The following is a 19,454-nucleotide window of genomic DNA, read 5'->3' as shown; positions in this document are numbered from 1 at the left end:
GGCAGCGCCTGCATCAGACGGCCACGAGCAGCGACAAGCGTGCACGCGTCGTCCAGCGACAGCACCCCGGCGACGTGCGCCGCCGCGATCTCACCGATCGAGTGGCCCGACAGGAAGTCCGGCTTCACATCCCAGCTCTCGACGAGGCGGAAGAGCGCCACCTCGACGGCGAAGAGCGCGGGCTGCGCGTACTCCGTACGGTCCAGCAGCGCCGCATCGATCCCGAACAGGACGTCCCGCAGCGGCAGTTCCAGCTCGGAGTCGAAGCGCGCGCACGCCTCGTCCAGCGCGTCCGCGAACACCGGGAACGCGTCGTACAGCTCACGCCCCATGCCCAGCCGCTGGCTCCCCTGCCCCGTGAACAGGAAGGCGAGCCCGCCACCCGACACGGCACCCCGCACCAGCCCCGGAACCTGCTCGCCGGCGGCCAGGGCCGTCAGGCGTCCGAGGAGGGTCTCGCCGTCCGACGGGGCGCCGATCAGTACCGCGCGGTGCTCCAGCGCGGCGCGGTGCGTCGCGAGGGAGAGGCCGAGGTCGAGTGCGCCCCGGGCCCCGGACCGCTTCAGTGCGTCGGCGGCGGCCGGGTGCAGGCGTTCCGCCTGGGCGCGCAGGGCGGCCGCGGTGCGGCCGGAGACGAGCCACGGCAGCACGGGGAGCCCCGGGCCGGCCGGTGTCGCGGGCGCCGGTTCGGCCGTGTGCTGCGGTGCCTGCTCGATGACGGCGTGGGCGTTCGTGCCGCTGTAGCCGAACGAGGAGATGCCCGCCCGGCGCGGGCGGCCCGTCTCGGGCCAGGCGCGCTGCTCGGTGAGGAGCTCGATGTCCCCGGCCGACCAGTCCACGTAGGGGGTCGGCTCGTCGATGTGCAGGGTCTGCGGGAGTACGCCGTTGCGCATCGCCATGATCATCTTGATCACACCGGCGACACCGGCCACGGCCTGCGTGTGACCGATGTTCGACTTTACGGAGCCCAGCAGCAGCGGCCGGTCCGCGGGCCGGTCCTGGCCGTACGTGGCGAGGAGCGCCTGCGCCTCGATCGGGTCGCCGAGCCGGGTACCGGTGCCGTGCGCCTCGACGGCGTCCACGTCCCCGGCCGTCAGGCCGGCGTCGGCGAGGGCTTCCCGGATGACCCGCTGCTGCGAGGGGCCGTTCGGGGCGGTGAGCCCGTTGCTGGCGCCGTCCTGGTTCACAGCCGTGCCGCGGACGACCGCGAGGACCGGGTGCCCGTTGCGGCGGGCGTCCGAGAGCCGCTCCAGGAGGACGAGGCCGACGCCCTCGGACCAGATCGTGCCGTCGGCAGCCGCGGCGAACGCCTTGATGCGGCCGTCCGAGGCGAGCCCGCGCTGGCGGCTGAACTCGGTGAACGCGCCCGGCGTGGACATGATGGTCACGGCGCCCGCCAGGGCCATCGCGCACTCGCCCCGGCGCAGCGACTGGGCCGCGAGGTGCAGGGTGACGAGCGAGGAGGAGCAGGCCGTGTCCAGGGTGACGGCCGGGCCCTCCAGGCCGAAGGAGTAGGAGATGCGGCCGGAGACGACGCTGGCCGCGTTGCCGGTGCCGAGGTGGCCTTCGAGGCCGTCTCCGTCGTTCAGCCAGAGCTGGAGGTAGTCCTGGGCGTTGGAGCCGATGAACACGCCGGTGCGGCTGCCGCGCAGGCCGGTGGGGTCGATGCCGGCGCGTTCGAAGGTCTCCCACGAGGTCTCCAGCAGCAGGCGCTGCTGCGGGTCCATGGCGAGGGCCTCGCGCGGGGATATTCCGAAGAAGTCGGCGTCGAAGTCGGCCGCCTCGTGCAGGAAGCCGCCCTCGCGGACGTAGCTGGTGCCCTCGCGGTCGGGGTCGTCGCTGTAGAGGGCGTCGAGGTCCCAGCCGCGGTCGGCGGGGAAGGCGGTGATGCCGTCGCGGCCCTCGGCGAGCAGGCGCCACAGGTCCTCGGGGGAGGTGATCCCGCCGGGGAAGCGGCAGCTCATCGCGACGACGGCGATCGGGTCGTCGTCGTCCGCGGCGCGGGTGGTCGCGGCGGCCGGGCGGCGGGCCGGGAAGCCGCCCCGGCCCGCGTCGGCGGCCGCGGCGTCGGCGAGGTCTCCGACGAGCTCCTCGCGGAGGTACTGGGCGAGGGCGGTCGCCGTCGGGTAGTCGAAGACGAGGGTGGCGGGCAGGCGCCGGCCGGTGGCCTCGCCGAGCAGATTGCGCAGCTCGACGGCGGTGAGCGAGTCGAAGCCCAGCTCCTTGAAGGAGCGGCCCGGCTCGACGGAGGCGGCGCCCGGGTACCCCAGGGCCGCGGCGACCTGCTTGCGTACGAGGTCGAGCAGCGCACGGTCCCGCTCGGCGGCGGGCAGGCCCGCCAGGCGCTTGCGCAGACCGGTGGCGCCCGCCGACGCGGCCGCGCCGCCCGCGTGGCGGCGGGTGGGGACCCGTACGAGTCCGCGCAGCAGCGGGGACAGCGTGCCGGCCTGGGCCTGCGGGCGCAGCCCGGCGAGGTCGACGCGCATCAGGACCGGCGCGGCCTCGTCGAGCCGGTGGGCGAGGTCGAAGAGGTCGAGGCCCTCCGCCGAGGTGAGCGGGGGCAGTCCGCCGCGGGTCATGCGGCTGATGTCGGCGTCGGTGAGGCTGCTGGCCATGCCGGCGCCGTCGGCCCACAGGGCCCAGGCCAGGGAGGTGGCGGGGAGCCCCAGGGAGCGGCGGTGCTGGGCAAGCGCGTCGAGGAACACGTTGGCGGCCGCGTAGTTGCCCTGGCCGGCGCCGCCGAAAACGCCGCCGATGGACGAGAACAGCACGAACGCGGTGAGGTCGAGGTCGCGGGTCAGTTCGTGGAGGTGGAGGGCCGCGTCGGCCTTGGGCCGCAGTACGGCCGACAGGCGCTCGGGCGTCAGGGAGGTGATCACGCCGTCGTCGAGCACGCCGGCGGTGTGGAGGACGGCGCCGAGCGGGTGCTCGGCGGGTATCTGCGCCAGTACGGCGGCCAGCGCGTCCCGGTCGGCGACGTCGCAGGCGGCCCAGGTCACCGAGGCTCCCTGGGCGGCGAGTTCGGCGCTGAGGCGCTGCGCCTCGGGGGTGGATCCGCCGCGGCGGCCGACGAGGAGCAGGTGCCGTACGCCGTGCTCGGTGACGAGCCGGTGGGCGATCAGGCCGCCGAGGAGGCCGCCGGCGCCGGTGATCAGCACGGTCGATTCCGGGGCGTAGGCCGGGCCGGAGGCGGAACCGGCCGTCGCCTGCGCGGCGGGGGCCCCTTCGGGGGTCTGCGCGGCGGTGTCCTCGGCACTCTCGCGGGCCACACGGGCGAGGCGGAGCGCGTGGAGGGTCCCGGCGCGCACGGCGAGCTGCGGCTCGCCCGCGGCGAGGGCGGCGGGCAGGGCGCGTACCGAGTCCTCGGAACCGTCGGTGTCGATCAGCAGCAGCCGGTCGGGGTTCTCGGACTGCGCGGAGCGCAGCAGGCCCCGGACGGCCGCGTGGACCGGGTCGGTGACCGTGTCGGCGGCGTCGGCGCCGGCCGCGACGGCGCCCCGGGTGAGGACGACGAGGCGGGTGTCGGCGAACCGGTCGCCGGTGAAGGGCTCCTCGCCCAGCCAGGTGCGGGCGAGGGCGAGGGCGCGGTGCGCGGCCCGGTGTACGGCTTCGGCGGAGAGCTCCGGCGTGGTCCCGGCGTGCGTGTCCGCGTCTTCGTCGGCCTGGCCGAAGCCGACGAACACGGCCTCGGGTACGGGGGCTCCGGCGTCGACGGCCGCCGCGAGCGCGGCCAGGCCGGCGTGGACGGAGATCGCGTCGGCGGCGGGGCGGACGGCGGCGGGGACGGCTGTGCCGAGCGCGGCCCACCGGCCTTCGGGCGCCGTACCCGGCGCGTCGGCCGCGGCGGGCAGCGCCGTCCACTCGGCGCGGAACACCGACTCGTGGTACGCGGTGCGCGCCGCCCGGACCTGCTCGGCCGACACGGCGCGCAGGACGAGCGAGTCGACGGTCGCGACGGGCGCGCCCGTGGAGTCCGCGATCTCCAGACGTACGCCGTCGGCCCCGCGGGGCGTGAGGCACACGCGCAGGGCGTCGGCCCCGCCTGCGTGGAGGGTCACTCCGCTCCACGCGAACGGGAGGCGTCCCTCGCCCTCGGTACCGCCCAGGACGCCGAGGCCCAGGGTGTGCAGCGCGGCGTCCAGCAGGGCGGGGTGGAGGCCGAAGTCCCGTGCGGCGGAGGCGGTTTCCTCGGGCAGTGCGACCTCGGCGTAGACTCTGTCGCCGTGCCGCCAGGCCGCGGTGAGGCCGCGGAACGCCGGGCCGTAGCCCATGCCGACCTCGGCGAGGTCGGTGTAGAGGCCCTCTGTGGCGAGGGGTTCGGCGCCGGCCGGGGGCCACTGCTCCGGCGCGAAGCGCGGCGGGGCCGAGGCGGCCGCGTGGGCGAGTACGCCGCCGGCGTGGCGCGTCCAGGGCTCGTCGGGCGCGCTGTCCTTGGGGCGGGAGGAAAGGCCGAAGGCGCGTCGGCCCGTGCCGTCTGCGTCCGGCGCGCTCACGTACATCTGAAGCTGGAGGCCGCCGCGCTCGGGGAGGATCAGCGGCGCTTCGAGGGTCAGCTCCTCGACGGTGTCGCAACCGACCTGGTCACCGGCCCAGATGGCCAGGTCGACGAAGGCGGTGCCGGGCAGCAGGACACTGCCCATGACCTGGTGGTCGACCAGCCAGGGGTGGGTGGTGGGCGAGAGCAGGGCGGTGAAGACGAAGCCCTCGGAGTCGGCGAGCGCGACGGTCGCGCCGAGCAGCGGGTGCGAGGCCTCGTCCAGTCCGGCCGCGCCCACGTCGCCGGCGCGGGTGCCCGGCTCGATCCAGTAGCGCTGACGCTGGAAGGCGTAGGTGGGCAGGTCGTCGACGCGGAGGGCGCCGGCGGCGGCGAAGAAGGCCTGCCAGTCGACCCGGATGCCGTGCGCGTGGGCCCGGGCGAGGGCGGTGACGAGGCTCTCCGGCTCGGGGCGGGCCTTGCGGAGCACGGGGACGAAGACGGCGTCCCGCTCCACGCATTCCTGGGCGAGGGCGGACAGCACGCCGTCGGGGCCGAGTTCGACGTAGGTGGTGACTCCGGCGGCCTCCAGGGCGCGGACGCCGTCGAGGAAGCGGACGGCGTCGCGGACGTGGCGGACCCAGAAGTCGGCCGAGGCCATCTCGCCCTCGGTGGCGAGGGCGCCGGTCAGGTTGGAGATGACCGGGATGCGGGGGGCACTGAACGTCAGCCCCTCCACGACCTCGCGGAAGGCGTCGAGCATGCCGTCCATGTGCGGCGAGTGGAACGCGTGGCTGACGGTCAGCCGCTTCGCCTTGCGGCCCGTGAGGGCCTCGGCCACGGCGACCGCCGCGTCCTCGTCACCCGCGACGACCACCGACCGCGGCCCGTTGACCGCCGCGATGCTCACGCGGTCCGTCAGCAGCGGCAGGACCTCGTCCTCCGACGCCTGGAGCGCGATCATCACGCCGCCCTCCGGCAGCGCCTGCATCAGACGGCCACGCGCCGCCACCAGGGCACACGCGTCCTCCAGGGAGAGGATGTCGGCGACGTGCGCGGCCGCGATCTCGCCGATGGAGTGACCGGACACGAAGTCCGGCTTCACACCCCACGACTCCAGCAGCCGGAACAGCGCCACCTCGACCGCGAACAACGCCGGCTGGGTGTACTCCGTACGGTCCAGAACAGCCGCGTCCGCCCCGAACAGGATGTCCTTCAGCGGCAGTTCCAGCTCCATCCGCTCGCAGACCGCGTCCAGCGCGGCCGCGAACGCGGGGTAGGCCTCGTACAGCTCACGGCCCATGCCGAGCCGCTGGCTGCCCTGCCCGGTGAAGAGGAAGGCGAGCTTCCCGCCGACCGGCGAGCCCGTCACCACGCCCGGCGCCGAGTCGCCCGCCGCCAGCGCCGCGAGGCCGGCCAGCAGGCCGGCCCGGTCCGCGGCCACCACCGCGGCGCGGTCCTCGAAGGAGGCCCTGCCGACCGCCAGCGCCCGGCCCACGTCGACCGGGCTCAGCCCGGGGTGCTCCCCCGCGTGGGCCAGCAGGCGCTCCGCCTGCTCGCGCAGGGCGTCCTGGCCCTTGGCCGACAGGAGCCAGGGCACCGCCCTCGGCTCCGGCTCCGCGTCACCCTCGGCCCGTTCCGGGGCCCGGTCGGCCTCCGGCGCCTGCTCGATGATCGTGTGCACGTTGGTGCCGCTGACGCCGAAAGCGGAGACACCGGCCCGGTACGGGCGTCCCGTCTGCGGCCACGCCCGCTGCTCGGTGAGCAGCGAGACCGCGCCCGCCGACCAGTCGACGTGCGAGCTCGGCCGGTCCACGTGCAGGGTCTTGGGCAGCACGCCGTGCCGCATCGCCATGACCATCTTGATGATGCCCGCGATGCCGGCGGTGTTCTGGGTGTGGCCGAGGTTCGACTTCAGGGAGCCCAGCCACAGCGGCCGGTCCGCCGGGCGGTCCTGGCCGTAGGTGGCCAGCAGCGCCTGCGCCTCGATGGGGTCGCCCAGGATGGTGCCCGTGCCGTGGGCCTCGACGGCGTCGACGTCGGCGGGGGTCAGACGGGCGCTTTCGAGGGCTTGGCGGATGACGCGCTGCTGCGCGGGCCCGTTGGGGGCGGTCAAGCCGTTGGAGGCACCGTCCTGGTTGACGGCCGAACCCCGCACGACGGCCAGGACCCGGTGGCCGTTGCGGCGGGCGTCGGACAGGCGCTCCACCAGCAGGACACCGACGCCCTCCGACCAGCCGGTGCCGTCCGCAGCCTCGGCGAAGGACTTGCAGCGGCCGTCGGCCGACAGGCCGCGCTGGCGGCTGAACTCGACGAAGACCTCCGGGCCGGCCAGGACGGTGACGCCGGCGGCCAGGGCCAGCGAGCACTCCCCCTGGCGCAGTGCCTGGACGGCCATGTGCAGGGCCACAGAGGAGGACGAGCAGGCCGTGTCGACGGTGGCGGCGGGGCCCTCCAGGCCGAAGATGTAGGCGAGCCGCCCGGAGACCACGCTGGAGGCGGTACCGGTCAGGAGGTGTCCCTCGACGCCGTCGGGCAGCTCGTCCGAGCCGGCGCCGTAGGCGTTGGCGGACGCGCCGACGAACACGCCGGCGCGGCTGCCGCGCAGCGTCGCCGGGTCGATCCCGGCGCGCTCGAAGGCCTCCCACGAGGTCTCCAGCAGCAGGCGCTGCTGCGGGTCCATGGCGAGGGCCTCGCGCGGCGAGATCCCGAAGAAGGAGGCGTCGAACTCGGGTGCCTCGTAAAGGAATCCGCCGTGGCGGGCGTAGGTCGTGCCGGGGTGGTCGGGGTCCGGGTCGTACAGCGACTCGACGTCCCAGCCGCGGTCGGCGGGGAAGCCGGAGATGGCGTCACCGCCGCTCTCGACGAGCTTCCACAGGTCCTCGGGCGAGCTGATTCCGCCGGGGAAACGGCAGCTCATGCCGACGATCGCGATCGGTTCGCGGGAGGCGTCGGTGAGCTCCTGGTTCCGGCGGCGCAGCCGCTCGGTTTCCTTGAGGGAGGCCCGCAGCGCTTCAACGACTTTTTCGTTCGGGGTGGTCATCACTTACTCCGCACTTCGGGCACGTCAGAAGTTGCTGTTGCTGGTGGTGTTGCCGGAGGTGTCCTCGTCGAGGCCGCCACCGCCGTCGAGGGCGAGGTCGAGGAGGTCCTGGAGGTCCATCGTGTCGATGGACCCGGCCGTCTCGGAGGCGCCCGCGTCGGGGTCCTCGGCGGGAGTGCCGGGTCCGGCGAGCCGCAGGAGGGTGTCGAGGAGTCCCGCTTCGCGGATCCGGCCCATCGGAATGGTGGCCAGGGTCCGGCGCAGTTCCACGTCCTGCGGGTCGGTGTCGAGGTCCGCGCCGGCCGCGGCCGCGCTTCCCCCGGGGAAGAGGGTGCGCAGCAGGTGGCGGGTGAGGGCCTCGGGGTTGGGGTAGTCGAAGACGAGGCTGGACGGCAGCCGCAGGCCGCACGCGGCGCCCAGGCGGTTGCGCAGTTCGACGGCCGTGAGGGAGTCGAAGCCCAGGTCCTTGAAGGCCCGGTCGGCTGCGACGGCGTCCGCCGAGGCGTGGCCGAGCGCTGCCGCCGCGTGCTCGCGCACGAGGTCGAGGAGGGCCTTGTCCCGGTCGTCCCCGGACAGGCCGGTCAGCTTCCCGAGTACGGACGCGGCCGCGTCGGCGGGCGCGGAGCCGGCCCCGCCGGGTGCCTCCTCACGCAGGGCGCCGCGTACCTCGGGCAGGTCGCCGACGAGCGGACGGGGCCGCGCGGCGGCGAACACCGGGGCGAACCTCTCCCAGTCGACGGAGGCCGCGGTCAGCGTGGCGTCCCGGCCGGCGAGGGCGCGTTCCAGGGCCAGCAGGTTCGTCCTCGGGTCCACGGGCGGCAGCCCGCGGCGGCTGAGCTGCTCCTCCGCGTCGCCTTCGGTGGCCATGCCGGCCTCGGCCCACGGTCCCCAGGCGATCGACGTGGCGGCGAGCCCGCGGGCCGCGCGGCGCTCGGCGAGCGCGTCGAGGAAGGTGTTGGCGGCCGCGTACGCCCCTTGGCCGCCGCTGCCCCAGACGCCGGCGATGGAGGAGAAGAGGACGAACGCGTCGAGCGAGTCCGGGGCGTCGAACAGCGCGTCGAGGTGGCCGGCGCCTGCGGTCTTGGCGGTGACGACGCGGGCGAACCCGGGCAGGTCGGTGCCCGTGCCGGGCGGCTGGGAGACTCCGGCCGCGTGGACGACGGCGCGGACGGGGGTGCCGTCGGCCGCCAGGCCCGCGACGAGGGCTTCGAGCGCGCCCCGGTCGGTGACGTCGCAGGCCGCCAGGGTCACTGCCGCGCCGAGCCCCTCCAGTTCCGCGCGGACCCCGTCGGCGCCGGGCGCGTCGGCGCCGCTGCGGCTGACGAGCACGAGCCGCCGCGCTCCGCGTTCGGCGAGGCGGCGCGCCACGTGGCGGCCGAGCGCGCCGGTTCCGCCCGTGATGAGCACGGTGCCGGCCGGGGTCCACCGGTGTGCGGCGCCCGCGCCGGTCGCCGGGACGCGGACCAGGCGTCGTACGAGCGTGCCCGCGGCCCGGACGGCGACCTGGTCCTCGTCACCCGCGCCGGTGAGTACCGCCGACAGCCGGGACAGGGCGCGCTCGTCGCACTCCTCGGGCAGGTCGACCAGGCCACCCCAGCGGTCGGGGTGTTCCAGGGCGACGACCCGGCCCAGGCCCCAGACCTGGGACTGGGCGGCGCCGCCGAGTGCGTCGCCCGGGGCCGCGGCGACGGCGTCACGGGTGACGCACCACAGGCGGGCGTCGGCGCAGCCGGCCGGCCCCTCCGGGCCGGTGAGCACCGAGGTGAGGGCGGCCGTGAGGGCCAGTCCGACGGGGACCGCCGGGTGCTCGGGGTGCGGCCGCTCGTCCAGGGCGAGGAGCGACAGGACGCCGGTGACCGGTCGCCCGTCGCCGGCCGCTGCCGTGACCGCGTCGGCCAGCGTCTCGTCCAGGCGTGCGCGCAGGACCGCCGGGTCGGCGTCGGCGACGTCGAGCGGGAGCGGCAGGACCCGGGCCCCGTCGCCGCTGACGCGGTCGGTCAGCGCGCGGACCCACGGGTCCGCCGCCTGCGGGGCGGGAACGGCGACGAGCCAGGTACCGCCGGCGGTCGCGGGCGTGCCCCGGTCCTCGCCGGACCACGGCTGCCAGACCACGCGGTACAGGAGGGAGTCGGCCCGCTCCTGTGCCTGCTGCTCCCGCCGCCACGCGGACAGGGCGGGCAGTGCGGCGCTGAGCGGCTGGTCCCCGTCGAGGGCGAACTCGTCGGCGAGCGCGCTCAGGTCGGCCCGGTCCACGACGTCCCAGAACCGGGCGTCGGCCTCGCTCCCGGCGGAGCCGGTCTTCGCGGTGCCGGCGAGCGCGGTGGCGGGCTCGGGCCAGTGGCGGCGGGACTGGAAGGGGTAGGTGGGCAGGTCGACGCGCCGGGCCCCGGCCGCGGTGGCGGCGAAGTAGGCCCGCCAGTCGAGGGGGACGCCTCGGGTGTACGCGTGGACGAGCGCCGTGGTGGCGGTCTCGGCTTCGGCGCCGGGACGCGCGGCGCGCAGGACCGGCACGAAGGCGGCGTCCAGCTCGACGCAGTCCTGGGCGAGGGCCGACAGGACCCCGTCGGGGCCGAGTTCGACGTAGGTGGTTACTCCGGCGGCCTCCAGGGCGCGGACGCCGTCGAGGAAGCGGACCGCCTCGCGGACGTGGCGGACCCAGAAGTCGGCGGAGCCCATCTCGTCGGTGACGAGGGCGCCGGTCAGGTTCGAGACGACCGGGATGCGCGGGGCGCCGTAGGTCAGTTCCTCCGCGACCTTGCGGAAGTCGGCCAGCATGCCGTCCATGTGCGGCGAGTGGAACGCATGGCTCACGGTCAGCCGCTTGTGCTTCCGGTCGGCGAACGCCTCGACCACGGCCATCGCCGCGTCCTCGTCACCGGCGACGACCACCGACTGCGGACCGTTGACCGCCGCGATGCTGACCCGGTCCGTCAGCAGCGGCAGGACCTCCTCCTCCGACGCCTGGAGCGCGATCATCACGCCGCCCGTCGGCAGCGCCTGCATCAGACGGCCACGGGCTTCCACCAGGGCACACGCGTCCTCCAGGGAGAAGACCCCGGCGACGTGCGCGGCCGCGATCTCGCCGATGGAGTGCCCGGACAGGAAGTCCGGGCGCAGACCCCACGACTCCAGCAGCCGGAACAACGCCACCTCAAGCGCGAACAACGCCGGCTGGGTGTACTCCGTACGGTCCAGAACCGAGGCGTCGTCTCCGAACAGGACCTCCTTCAGAGGCAGTTCGAGGTCCATCCGCTCGCACACCGCGTCCAGCGCGGCGGCGAACACCGGATACGTCCCGTAGAGCTCACGCCCCATACCCAGCCGCTGGCTGCCCTGCCCCGTGAACAGGAACGCCAGGCCGCCGCCGGACACCGTCCCGCGGATCGCCGCCGGCGTCTGCTCGTCGGCCGCGAGGGCGGTGAGGGCGCGCAGCAGGCCCGCGCGGTCGCCGGCGGCGAACGCCGCCCGGTGTTCGAGGCCCGCGCGGCCGGTGGCCAGGGAGTAGGCCAGGTCCAGGAGACCGGAGCCGTCCTCGTGGACGGTGTCCTCGGCGGCGGTCAGCAGCCGGGCCGCCTGGGCGCGGAGCGCCTGCGGGTTCTTGGCCGACAGGACGTACGGAACCGGGCCGGCGGCCGGAGTCGCCGGATGCGGCGGGTCCGTGGGCTCCGGAGCCTGCTCGATGATCGTGTGGGCGTTGGTGCCGCTGATGCCGAAGGAGGACACCGCCGCGCGTCGCGGCCGACGGGTCTCGGGCCACGTCGTGGCCCGCGTCAGCAGGGTGATGTCACCGGCCGACCAGTCGACGTGCGGGGTGGGCTCGTCGACGTGCAGGGTCCGCGGGAGCAGTCCGTGGCGCATGGCAAGCACCATCTTGATGACGCCGGCGACACCGGCGGCGGCCTGCGTGTGTCCGATGTTGGACTTCACCGAACCCAGCAGCAGCGGCTGTTCGGCCGGGCGGTTCTGGCCGTAGGTGGCCAGGAGGGCCTGGGCCTCGATGGGGTCACCGAGACGGGTGCCCGTGCCGTGGGCCTCGACCGCGTCCACGTCGGCGGCCGACAGGCCCGCGCTCGCGAGGGCGGCGCGGATGACGCGCTGCTGCGACGGACCGTTGGGGGCCGTGAGGCCGTTGCTCGCACCGTCCTGGTTGATCGCGGAACCCCGGACCACGGCCAGCACCGGGTGCCCGTTGCGCTGCGCGTCGGAGAGCCGCTCCACGAGCAGCATGCCCACGCCCTCACCCCAGCCCGTGCCGTCGGCGGCCGCCGCGAACGCCTTGCAGCGGCCGTCGGGGGCGAGACCGCCCTGGTGGCTGAACTCGCTGAACGTCCCGGGCGTCGACATGACGGTCACGCCGCCGGCGAGTGCGAGGGTGCATTCGCCTCCGCGCAGGGCCTGGACGGCCCAGTGCAGGGCGACCAGCGACGAGGAGCAGGCCGTGTCGACGGTGACGGCGGGGCCCTCCAGGCCCAGGGCGTAGGAGACGCGGCCGGACATGACGCTGCCCGCGTTGCCGGTCATCACGTGGCCGAGGACGCCGTCCGGGTCTTCGGAGCGCTCCAGCTGGGCGTCGTAGCCACCGTACGAGGCGCCGACGAACACGCCGGCCCGGGTGCCGCGCAGCGACGACGGGTCGATGCCGGCCCGCTCGACGGCCTCCCAGGAGGTTTCGAGAAGGAGCCGCTGCTGCGGGTCCATGGCGAGGGCCTCGCGCGGGGAGATGCCGAAGAAGTCGGCGTCGAAGGAGTCCGCGTCGTGGACGAACCCGCCCGCGAAGGTGCGGCCGTCGTCCTGTCCGGCGTACAGCTCGGCGGTGTCCCAGCCGCGGTTGCCGGGGAGCCCGGCGATCGCGTCGCCGCCGGTCTCGACGAGCTGCCACAGCTCTTCGGGGCTGCGGACGCCGCCGGGGTAGCGGCAGCTCATGGCGATGATCGCGATGGGGTCGTCGGCGAGCGTCGCGGCACCGCCCGGGGTGGCGTGCGCGGCCGCCCCGTCCGCGTCGCCGAGGAGCCCGGTGCGCAGCTGCCGGGCGAGGGCGGTGGGCGTGGGGTGGTCGAAGACGAGCGTGCTGGCCAGGCGCAGCCCGGTGGTCGCGCCGAGGCGGTTGCGCAGTTCGACGGCGGTCAGGGAGTCGAAGCCGAGGTCCTTGAACGCCCTGGCGGGCTCGATCCGGTCGGCCGAGGCGTGCCCGAGTACGGCGGCGACCTGCGTGCGTACGAGGTCCAGCAGGGCCCGGTCCTGTTCGGGGCGGGTGAGTCCGCTCAGCCGCTCCGCGAGCGGGGTGCCCGCGTCGCTGCGGGTGCTCGCGGTGCGGCGTCCCGCCGCACCGAGGAGTTCCCGGAACACGGGGGCGACGGGGCCGGGTGCGGCGGCGGCGCGCAGTGCGGCCGGGTTGAGGCGGGCGGGGACGAGGACGGGCCGGCCGCAGGCCAGCGCCGCGTCCAGCAGGGTCATGCCGTCGGCGGCGGACAGGGCGCCCATGCCGTGCTGCTCCATGCGTCGCAGCTGGGCTTCGTCGAGGCCGGCGGTCATGCCGCTGGCGTCGGCCCACAGGCCCCAGGCGAGCGCGGTGGCGGGCAGGCCCTGGTGGTGGCGGTGCTGGGCGAGGGCGTCCAGGAACACGTTGGCGCAGGCGTAGTTGGCCTGGCCCGCGCTGCCGAGGGTGCCGGCGACGGCGGAGTAGAGGACGAATGCCGTGACCGGCAGGTCGCGGGTGAGTTCGTGCAGGTGGAGGGCGGCGACGGCCTTGGGCCGCAGGACGGTGTCGAGGCGCTCGGGGGTGAGGGATCCGACCACGCCGTCGTCGAGGACGCCCGCGGTGTGGACCACGGTGGTGAGGGGGTGCTCGGCGGGGACGCCGGCGAGCACGGCGGCCAGGGCGTCGCGGTCGGCGGCGTCGCACGCCGCCCAGGTGACCTCGGCGCCCAGTTCGGCCAGTTCCGCGGTGCGTGCGGCGGCGCCGGGCGCGTCGGCGCCGCGGCGGCTGAGCAGCAGCACGTGGCGGACGCCGTGGGTGGTGACGAGGTGGCGGGCGACGATCCCTGCGAGGGTGCCGGAGCCGCCGGTGATCAGGGCGGTGCCGTCCGGGTCGATGGCGACGGCGTCGGCCGTCGGGGCGGCGGGAGGGGTGCGGCGCAGCCGGGGCACGTGGACGGCGCCGTCCCGCAGCAGCAGCTCCGGCTCACCGGAGCCGAGGGCCGCGGCGAGGAGGGCGGTCCCGGCCGGGTCGGCGTCCGCGCCGGTGAGGCCGGCGAGGTCGTCGATGTCGGCGAGGAGGAAGCGGCCGGGGTTCTCGGTCTCCGCCGAGCGCAGCAGACCCCGGACGGCGGCGTGCGGGAGGTCCTCGCCGCCTTCGCCGGCTCCGGCGACCGCGCCGCCGGTCACGACGACCAGGCGGGAGGTCTCGAAGCGGGTGTCGGCCGACCAGGCCTGTACGAGGGCCAGCGCCCGGTGGGCGGCCTCGTGCAGCGTGTCCTGCGCGAGCGCGTCGCCCTGGCGGGGGAAGGGGGCCAGGACGTACGCCGGTACGGGCAGGCCCGCGTCTACGGCCGCGCCCAGCTCCGCCAGGTCGGCGTAGCGGGTGGCCCGGCCGAAGCCGGTGGTGCCGAGGACGGCCCAGCCGCCGGCGGGCTCGGCCGCGCCGGCGTCCGGCCGCACCGGCAGCGGCGCCCAGTCGAGCTGGAACAGTGCCTCGCGCAGGACGGCCGGTCCCTGGTGCGGGGCGCCTGTGGTCGCGGTGGTCACGGCCGTGAACGGCTGGGCGGCCAGGCGGCCGACGGTCGCGACCGGGTCGCCGAGGTCGTCGGCGAGGTCCAGGGCGAACGTGCCGTCGGCGGCGGGCCGGACGCGGACGCGCAGGGCGCTGGCGCCCGTCGCGTGCAGGGTCACGTCCGACCAGACGCTGCCCGGCCCGACGCCCGTGCCCGGGCGGTCGGCGTCCGGGAGCGCCAGGGTGAGCGCGGTGTGCGCGGCGGCGTCCAGCAGCGCCGGGTGCAGGCCGAAGCCGGCCGCCGGGGGCCGCTCCTGCGGGCCGCCTTCGGGGAGGCGCACCTGGGCGTAGTACGCGTCTTCGTGCTGCCAGGCCGCGTCGACGGTGGCGTGGAGGCGGTCGGTGTCGAGGGCCCGCGCACCGGCGGGCGGCCACTGGGCCAGGTCGAAGGCCGTGGTTCGGGCGGCGGGCGCGAGGACGCCGTGGGCGTGTCGCGTCCACCCGGTGTCTCCGGCGGTGCCGTCCTCGGGCCGGGCGGACACGGTGAAGGTGCGGCGGCCCTGCTCGCCGGGGTTCTCGACGAGCACCTGGACGCGGACTCCGACGTCGGCGGGCAGTGCGAGCGGGGCGTCGAGCACCAGTTCCTCGACGTGCCCGCAGCCGGCCAGGTCGCCCGCGCGGACGGCGAGTTCGACGAAGGCCGCGCCGGGCAGTACGGCCGTCCCGGCCACGGTGTGGCCGGCGAGCCAGGGCTGGGTGCGCAGCGAGAGGCGGCCGGTGCACAGAACCTGGCCGGAGCCGGCCAGGGTGACGGCCGCGCCGAGCAGCGGGTGCGCGGCCGGGTCGAGTCCGGCGACGGTGACGTCGCCGGCCGGCTCGGCGCCGGGCTCCAGCCAGTAGCGCTCGTGCTGGAAGGCGTAGGTGGGCAGGTCGACGCGCCGGGCGCCGGTGCCGGCGAAGTAGGCCGGCCAGTCGACGGTGGCGCCGTGGGCGTGGGCGCGGGCGAGCGCGGCGAGGGCCGTCTCGGGCTCGGGGCGGCCGCCGCGCAGCGCGGGCGCGAAGGCCGCGTCATCGCCGGTGACGCACTCCTGGGCGAGTGCGGACAGCACGCCGTCGGGGCCGAGTTCGACGTAGGTGGTGACTCCGGCGGCCTCCAGGGCGCGGACGCCGTCGAGGAAGCGGACGCCTTCGCGGACGTGGCGGACCCAGAAGTCCGCCGAGGCCATCTCGTCGGAGACGAGGGCGCCGGTCAGGTTCGACACGAGCGGGATGCCCGGGGCCGCGTACGACAGGCCCTGCGCCACCCGGCGGAAGGCGTCGAGCATGGCGTCCATGTGCGGCGAGTGGAAGGCGTGGCTGACGGTGAGCCGCTTGGTCTTGCGGCCCTGTGCCTCGAACCGGCCGGCGACGGCGGCCGCGGCCTCCTCGTCTCCGGCGACGACGACGGCGCGCGGGCCGTTGACGGCGGCGACGGAGACCCCGTCGGTCAGCAGCGGCAGGACCTCGTCCTCGGAGGCCTGGACGGCGATCATGGCGCCGCCGGCGGGCAGGGCCTGCATCAGGCGGCCGCGCGCGGCGACCAGGGTGCACGCGTCCTCCAGCGAGAAGACGCCCGCGACGTGAGCGGCGGCGATCTCGCCGATGGAGTGCCCGGACACGAAGTCCGGCCGCAAACCCCACGACTCCAGCAGCCGGAACAGCGCCACCTCGACCGCGAACAGCGCCGGCTGGGTGTACTCGGTCCGCTCCAGCAGGTCCGCGTCGTCCCCGAACAGGATGTCCTTCAGGGGCAGATCCAGCTTTCCGCACACCGCGTCGAGGGCGTCCGCGAACACCGGGTGCGTCACGTACAGTTCACGGCCCATCCCGAGTCGCTGACTGCCCTGGCCCGTGAACAGGAAGGCGGTGCGGCCCTCGGCCGCGCTGTCGGTGACCAGGCCCGCGGTGTCCTCACCGGCGGCGAGCGCGGCGAGGGCGGTGGCGAGGTCGTCGTCCGTGCGGCCGAGGAGCACCGCGCGGTGTTCCAGGGCGCCGCGCGTGGTGGCGAGGGAGTAACCGAGGTCCAGGGCCGAGGCGGCGGCGCCGTCCTCGGCGGCGCGGGCGGCGATCAGCCGGGCGGCCTGGGCGCGCAGTGCGGTGGCGCTGCGCGCCGAGAGCGTCCAGGGGAGCACGGCGGGCCGGACGGGGGCCACTGCGGCCTGCTCGCCCTCCGCGTCCCCGGCCTGCGGGGCCTCCGGCGGCGGCGCCTGCTCGATGATGGTGTGCGCGTTGGTGCCGCTCACGCCGAAGGCGGAGACGGCCGCGCGGCGCGGGGCCCCGGTCTCGGGCCAGGCCATGGACTCGGTCAGCAGCGACACCGCTCCGCCCGACCAGTCGACGTCGGGGGTCGGCTCGTCGACGTGCAGGGTCCGCGGCAGCACCCCGTGGCGGATCGCCATGACCGTCTTGATGATGCCGGCGACACCGGCGGCAGCCTGGGTGTGGCCGATGTTGGACTTCAGGGAGCCCAGGCGCAGCGGCCGGCCCTCGGGGCGGTCCTGGCCGTACGTGGCCAGCAGGGCCTGCGCCTCGATGGGGTCCCCGAGCCGGGTGCCCGTGCCGTGGGCCTCGACGGCGTCGACCTCGGCGGCCGACAGGCGGGCGTTCTCCAGGGCCTGGCGGATGACGCGCTGCTGGGCCGGGCCGTTGGGGGCGGTCAGGCCGTTGCTGGCGCCGTCCTGGTTGACGGCCGAGCCCCGCACGACGGCGAGCACGGGGTGCCCGTTGCGGCGGGCGTCGGAGAGGCGCTCCACCAGGAGGACGCCGACGCCCTCGGACCAGCCGGTGCCGTCGGCGGCGGCGGCGAAGGACTTGCAGCGCCCGTCGGCGGCGAGGCCGCGCTGACGGCTGAACTCGACGAACACGTCGGGGGTGGGCATCACGCAGACGCCGCCGACCAGGGCGAGCGAGCACTCACGCTGGCGCAGGGCCTGGCCGGCCAGGTGCAGGGCCACCAGGGAGGAGGAGCACGCCGTGTCGATGGTCGCGGCGGGGCCCTCCAGGCCGAGGACGTAGCTGACGCGGCCCGACAGCACGCTCGTCGCGCCACCCGTCAGCAGCAGCCCTTCGAGCCCTTCCGGGATCTCCCTCAGGTCGGCCCCGTACCCCATGGCGCCCGCACCGATGTACACGCCGGTACGGCTGCCGCGCACGGACGCCGGATCGATCCCGGCCCGCTCGAACACCTCCCAGGACGTTTCCAGGATCTGGCGCTGCTGCGGGTCCATGGCGAGGGCCTCGCGCGGCGATATGCCGAAGAACCCGGGGTCGAACACGGTGGCGTCAGTGAGGAACCCGCCGCCCGTGTTGTAGAAGGTGCCCTTGCGGTCGGGGTCGGGATCGGCGAGGGAGGCGATGTCCCAGCCACGGTCCGCGGGGAATCCGGTGATGGCGTCACCGCCCTGGGAGACCAGTCGCCACAGGTCCTCGGGGGACCGTACCCCGTCGGGGAAACGGCAGCTCATCGCGATGATGGCGAGGGGCTCGCGGGCGTCCTGCTCGACCTCCTGGAGACGGCGGCGGGCCCGCCGCAGCTCCGTGGTCATCCACTTCAGGTTTTCGAGAAGCTTTTCTTCGTTCGCGCCGGCCACTGGAACGTCACCTCCTGGAGAAATGCGGAATGCATACGGGATTCGGAATCGGCTGGGAGAGCCGATCGGGCATCGGATCGGGCATCAGGTTCAGGCTTTTCCGAATTCGTTGTTGATGATGTCGAAGAGGTCCTCGGCGGACGCCGATTCGATGGCGTCCTCCTCGTCCTCCAGGGCGTGGGCCGCGACCCGGTCCGTCCCGTTCCAGTTCGCCAGGAGCGCTTCGAGGCGGGCCGTCACGCGGGCGCGTTCGGCGGCGTCGTCCTCGGGCACCGACGCGAGGAGGAACTCCAGCTTGTCGATCTCCGCGAGCGCGGGGAGCGCGGGCGCCGTGTCCTCACCGAGGAGTTCGGCGCACAGGTGCGCGGCCAACGCGGCGGGCGTCGGGTGGTCGAAGACGAGGCTGGCGGGCAGCCGCAGTCCGGTGGCCGAGCCGAGCCGGGTGCGCAGTTCGACGGCGGTGAGCGAGTCGAAGCCGAGTTCCTTGAACGCGCGGCCCGCCTCGACCGAGCCGGCCCCGTCGTGTCCGAGGACCGCGGCGACGTGCGTACGGACCAGGCCGAGCAGGGTCCGTTCGGCCTGGTCAGCGCCGGTGCCCCGCAGTTCGGCCACGAGCCGGGCCGCCTCGCCGCCATCGCCGTCGCCCGCTGCGCCGGCGTCGGCGCCGGGGCCGGGGCGGTGCCGCTCCGCGTCGAGTACGCGGCGCACCTCGGGGAGGTCGGCGATGAGCGGGCGCGGCCGGGCCGCCGTGAAGGCCGGGACGAACAGGTCCCAGTCGACGTCGGCGACGGTCACGGTCGTGTCGTCGGCGTCCAGCGCCTGCTGGAGGGCGGCGATCGACAGCTCGGGGGCCATCACCGGCAGGCCTCGGCGGCGCAGCTGCCGGGCGGCCTCGTCGTCGGCGACCAGCCCGCCCTCGCCCCACGGACCCCACGCCACGGCGGTGGCCGTCAGCCCGCGGTCCCGGCGCCGCTGCGCCAGGGCGTCCAGGTGGGCGTTGGCGGCCGCGTAGGCGCCCTGGCCTCCGCTGCCCCAGACCCCGGCGATGGAGGAGAAGAGCACGAACGCGTCGAGCTCCGTGTCCCCGAGCAGCTCGTCGAGGTGCTCGGCTCCCGCGACCTTCGCGGAGAGGACGGCGGCGACCTCGCCCGCGCCGGTCTCGGCGAGCGGCGCGAACTGGCCGACGCCCGCCGTGTGGAAGACCGCGGTCAGGGCGGGGGCGGAGCTGTCGTCGCGCAGGGCGGCGAGCAACTCGCCGACCGACTCCCGGTCGGCCACGTCGCACGCGACGGCCGTGGCCCGCGCACCGAGCGCGGACAGCTCCGCGACCAGTGCCTCGATCCCGGGAGTCTGCGGCCCGCGCCGGCCGGCCAGCACCAGGTGCTCGGCGCCGTGCGCAGCGAGCCAGCGGGCCACGTGCGCGCCGAGGGCGCCCGTACCGCCGGTGACCAGGACCGTGCCGCGGGGCCGCCAGGGGGCGCGCTCCGCCGCTCCGCCGCCGCTCGCGGCCCCGGACGTGGCGGCCGAGGTCGGGCGGCTGGTGCGCAAGGCCGAGCTGCGCACGCTGCTGCCCCGCGTCCACCCCACCGGGGTCGCGGC

General features: G+C 75.7%; 3 protein-coding genes. All 3 read right to left on the bottom strand.

All coding sequences use genetic code 11. The annotated features are described in order from the left end of the window. Positions 1-7,520, bottom strand: a 7,520-nt coding sequence (locus tag ABTY04_RS37935; protein WP_502996805.1) for a type I polyketide synthase, incomplete at its 3' end; no start/stop codon positions are given. A 21-nt stretch (positions 7,521-7,541) separates the two neighbouring features. After that, positions 7,542-17,855 carry a type I polyketide synthase gene (locus tag ABTY04_RS37930; RefSeq protein WP_352217994.1) on the bottom strand — a complete coding sequence of 3,438 codons (10,314 nt, stop codon included), beginning with the start codon at positions 17,853-17,855 and terminating at the stop codon, positions 7,542-7,544. A 90-nt stretch (positions 17,856-17,945) separates the two neighbouring features. After that, a partial coding sequence (locus tag ABTY04_RS37925; protein WP_352217993.1) for an SDR family NAD(P)-dependent oxidoreductase occupies positions 17,946-19,454 on the bottom strand: 1,509 nt, incomplete at its 5' end.

It is taken from the genome of Streptomyces sp. NPDC097981 (assembly GCF_040302565.1).
Classification (GTDB): Bacteria; Actinomycetota; Actinomycetes; order Streptomycetales; family Streptomycetaceae; genus Streptomyces.
The sequence above is the reverse complement of the archived record's forward strand: the minus strand, read 5'-3'. Positions and strand labels throughout refer to the sequence as shown.